Origin of the sequence: Pseudomonas sp., from assembly GCF_049645325.1 — a bacterium.
In the GTDB taxonomy this organism is placed as follows: domain Bacteria; phylum Pseudomonadota; class Gammaproteobacteria; order Pseudomonadales; family Pseudomonadaceae; genus Aquipseudomonas.
In genome coordinates this window covers 1-3,415 of record NZ_JBARTQ010000472.1, presented here as the reverse complement: position 1 = coordinate 3,415, position 3,415 = coordinate 1, and the positions used below count along the sequence as shown (strand labels likewise).

Below are 3,415 nucleotides of genomic sequence, written 5' to 3'. Positions count from 1 at the left end.
GGGCAAGATGGCCTTCGACTTCGGCGCGTTCTGGTTCAAGGGCCAGCAGATCCGCACGGGCCAGGCCAACGTCAAAGTCTACAACCGGCGCCTGGCCGAGCTTATTCACCACGACCGTGCGCACCCGTCCCAGATCATTTCCCACCGCCTGACGCTGGCTGAAGGGCCGGACGCCTACAAGCATTTCGACGCCCGTGAAGAGGGCTGGACCAAGGTTGTGCTCAAACCCGGCGCCTGATCGGGAACACCTGTGAGGAGAGCGACATGAACGACCTACCCGTAAGCCACTCAGGCGTCAGACCCTTGCCTTTCGAACCGTCGTTCGAACAGGTGCCGGACGATGAGGCACAGACCAGCGAGGCATTGGCCGAGGCGCTGCGTTCCATTCTGGAAACCACCTTTAAGGACAATGGTCACGCCACGCGCAGTGTTCACGCCAAGGCCCATGGCTTGCTGCACGGGCGTATCACCGTTCTCGACAACCTGCCGGCGGAACTCGCCCAGGGGGCGTTTGCCCGGCCGGTCAGCCTGCCGCTGGTGCTGCGCTTTTCGACCAACCCCGGCGACATTCTGGATGACAAGGTTTCAACGCCCAGGGGCCTGGCCCTCAAGATAGTCGGAGTTGAAGGGCCGCGATTACCAGGCACCGAAGGCGAAGTGACCCAGGACTTCGTCATGCAAAACGCCAAGGCATTTACGGCTGCGACACCCAAGGCGTTTCTGCAAACCCTGAAGCTGTTGGCGAAAACCACCGACAAGGCGCCGGGCATGAAAAAAGCCTTCTCGGCGCTGCTGCGCGGTGTGGAGTCGACGATCGAGGCCATGGGCGGCGAAAGTGGCACCCTCAAAAGCCTGGGTGGGCACCCGCAAACCCACATCCTCGGCGAAAGCTTTAACACCGTGGTACCGGTGTTGTACGGGCGCTACTACGCAAAACTGGCCGTGGTACCGGTGTCACCGGCGTTGCAGGCGCTCACCGACAAGCACGTAGACTTCGGCGACAACCCCGATGGCCTGCGCGAAGCGGTGCGGCAGTATTTTGAACAGCAGGGCGGCGAATGGGAGGTGCGCGTGCAACTCGCCACCGACCGCGAAAAAATGCCGGTCGAAGACGCCTCGGCGGTGTGGCCGGAAGCGCTCAGCCCTTACGTCACCGTCGCCCGAATCGAAGTGGGCCCGCAGCCCGCGTGGAGCGCTGAAAACGTCAAGGCCATCGACGACGGCATGGCGTTCAGCCCCTGGCACGGCCTGGCGAGCCACCGCCCGCTTGGCGGCGTGATGCGAGTGCGCAAACCCACCTATGAAATGTCCGCCGGGTTCAGGGCGCAGCATAACGGCTGCCCACTGCACGGACCCCGTTCTCAAGGAGAATCATGATGAAAAAGCTCTACACCTGTCTCGGTTTGTGCAGCCTGTTGATGCTGCACGGCTGTTTCGACAATTCGGACAATACGACCAAGGACAACACCGACGGCACCAAGTCGTCGGTGCAAATGCAAGAGGGCCACTCGCAGGAAAGCAAGTAGCTTGCGAACCCGACTAAGGTAAATCGGGACATATGCCAGGGAAGCACGCTAGGGAAGGGAGTCGCGATGAATTGTCTGATTTGCGTGGGGGTTGCAGAACGCATTCCGTGCCATGGCCCATGGGAGGAGAGGGACTGCCCGGCGTGTGGGCACTACCGGATTTCAGATGAGCTGATTCTGGCCTTGATGGAACAAGGCCAGATTTTTGATATTCCCAGAACCCGGCATTGGCTGAACAGCCGGCGTGGGGATACGGGAGTGCCTGTGATTGAGGCCGGGGAGGCTTTGCTGGTGAGGTGACTATTCGATAATGGCTCACCCGCATTGTGAATGGATAATCGTACGGGCCTCAGTTAACTAATTGGAACCGTGCACCGTCGACGCTGCGCTGTGGCGTTGAAAACTCACCATAAAGGCTTGTAGAGCGTCGTACTCTGGTAAACCACTGCGAAAGCACGCGTGCCCTTTGACCAGGATTGGAATGTCATGGTCGTGAGGTGAACAACTGTATAGAAACAGATTCCGAATATTGAACCCCTTGAATCGAGTCACCCGGCAATGTTCCAGTACCAGCACAGGAAACGGTGCGATCAAAACATCAAAATTTCTCAGGCCATAACGGTTTAACAGTAAACCTTCCTCTACAGTGGCTGTCGCCGCAACGCAATAATAGCCCATCAAGTTAAGCATCTTTTCTATGACAAGTGCTTGTTGATGCGCGGGTTCGATAATCAGCACCCTGATGTTTTTGTCAACCATGGCTCGTTACCTTTGCCGACTTGCATGACGCAACGTCTTTAATGAAGTAGAGGGCCAGGGTGTCAAGAATTCACGCCAATTAAACTGAGACTTGTCTCAAAAAACGCCGCGCCAGGGCGTTAACTGACTGAACGGTTGAAAAGTATATTAAGATTTTTTGACCGTTTGCCTCACTGGACTTCGCCATGTCTCATCACATAGTTCTTGTCGACGATCACCCCGCTGTACGCATGGCGGTTGCCCATTTGCTTGAAGCGGATGGGCTAAGCGTAGTTGCACAGACCGATAATGGCGCAGATGCATTGCGCCTGCTGGAGGCGCTGCAACCGTGCACAGTGATCCTTGATATTGGCATTCCTGGAATCGATGGGCTGACGGTGATCAATCGCATTGTGGCGCGTCATTGGGCCGTCAAGATTATCGTGCTGACGGGGCAGGAACCCGGTCATATGGCTTCTCGATGTCTGCAAAGTGGCGCACATGGCTTTGTAAACAAACAGAGTGAATTGTGTGAAGTGGTCAATGCCGTGCGGGCGGTACATGCCAATTACAGCTATTTTCCCAGCCAGACGTGTTGCACGCTGGCCGGTATTCATAATGGCGAAGAAGAGAGCAAGTTGGAAAAATTGTCTACCCGCGAATTGAGGGTTTTACAGCAACTGGCTCAAGGGCTTAGCAATAAGGAAATTGCGGATCGCATGCTGCTCAGCAGCAAGACGGTGAGCACCTACAAGACGCGTCTGCTGCATAAGCTCAATGTAAAGTCTGTGTTGGACCTGTTCGTCATCGCAAAACGCAATAGATTGATCTAGCGACAAGCTTTCAAAACGATCAAACGTCCTTCAAGTGAATCTGCAGCTTGAACAGTTCAGTGTCCGTGCGAATTCCCAACTTTCGAAATGCCGCCTGTTTCTGTCCGCTGATGGTCTTGCGGCTACGCAGGAACTTGGTGGCAATCTGCGATACCGACATGCCCTCCAAGCAGCAACGCAACACTTCACTTTCCTTGGGGGACAACTCCGGGTGGTCTGCCAGTGCCTTGTCGCCGTCAAACGCCTGATCTATATCCACGGTCTGCGGAATAGGCAGTTTATTCAATTCAGCCGCCATGGCGGGCGCCAGGTAGATAC

Annotated in this window: 5 protein-coding genes and 1 pseudogene; 4 read left to right on the top strand and 2 right to left on the bottom strand. The window is 56.0% G+C overall.

Features of this window, described 5'->3' with window-relative positions; translation table 11 throughout:
• The 3 genes and pseudogenes from WBB95_RS20375 to WBB95_RS20365 form a co-directional block, all read left to right on the top strand.
• Positions 1-238, top strand: a pseudogene (locus WBB95_RS20375) (aldehyde dehydrogenase); the annotation flags it as partial.
• A 26-nt stretch (positions 239-264) separates the two neighbouring features.
• Positions 265-1,377 carry a catalase family protein gene (locus WBB95_RS20370; protein ID WP_424489220.1) on the top strand — a complete coding sequence of 371 codons (1,113 nt, stop codon included), beginning with the start codon at positions 265-267 and terminating at the stop codon, positions 1,375-1,377.
• On the top strand, positions 1,377-1,526 hold the full coding sequence (locus WBB95_RS20365) for a hypothetical protein (protein ID WP_424489219.1): 150 nt from the start codon (positions 1,377-1,379) through the stop codon (positions 1,524-1,526). The genes WBB95_RS20370 and WBB95_RS20365 overlap by 1 nt, the downstream gene beginning before the upstream one ends.
• Before the next feature lie 357 nt (positions 1,527-1,883).
• On the opposite strand, the gene WBB95_RS20360 is transcribed toward WBB95_RS20365, so the two are convergent.
• Entirely contained in the window at positions 1,884-2,285 is a 402-nt protein-coding gene (locus WBB95_RS20360) for a hypothetical protein (RefSeq protein WP_424489218.1), read from the bottom strand.
• Positions 2,286-2,470: 185 nt separating this feature from the next.
• On the opposite strand from WBB95_RS20360, the gene WBB95_RS20355 reads away from it, so the two are divergent.
• Positions 2,471-3,097 carry a response regulator gene (locus WBB95_RS20355; protein WP_424489217.1) on the top strand — a complete coding sequence of 209 codons (627 nt, stop codon included), beginning with the start codon at positions 2,471-2,473 and terminating at the stop codon, positions 3,095-3,097.
• 19 nt (positions 3,098-3,116) lie between these two features.
• On the opposite strand, the gene WBB95_RS20350 is transcribed toward WBB95_RS20355, so the two are convergent.
• A partial coding sequence (locus WBB95_RS20350) for a helix-turn-helix domain-containing protein (protein ID WP_424489216.1) occupies positions 3,117-3,415 on the bottom strand: 299 nt, incomplete at its 5' end.

What these genes read in the sequence shown, in the direction of transcription:
- WBB95_RS20370 (WP_424489220.1), top strand. Translation starts at nt 265, where the DNA reads ATGAACGACCTACCCGTAAGCCACTCAGGCGTCAGACCCTTGCCTTTC.
- WBB95_RS20360 (WP_424489218.1), bottom strand. Translation starts at nt 2,285, where the DNA reads ATGGTTGACAAAAACATCAGGGTGCTGATTATCGAACCCGCGCATCAA.
- WBB95_RS20355 (WP_424489217.1), top strand. Translation starts at nt 2,471, where the DNA reads ATGTCTCATCACATAGTTCTTGTCGACGATCACCCCGCTGTACGCATG.
- WBB95_RS20365 (WP_424489219.1), top strand. Translation starts at nt 1,377, where the DNA reads ATGAAAAAGCTCTACACCTGTCTCGGTTTGTGCAGCCTGTTGATGCTG.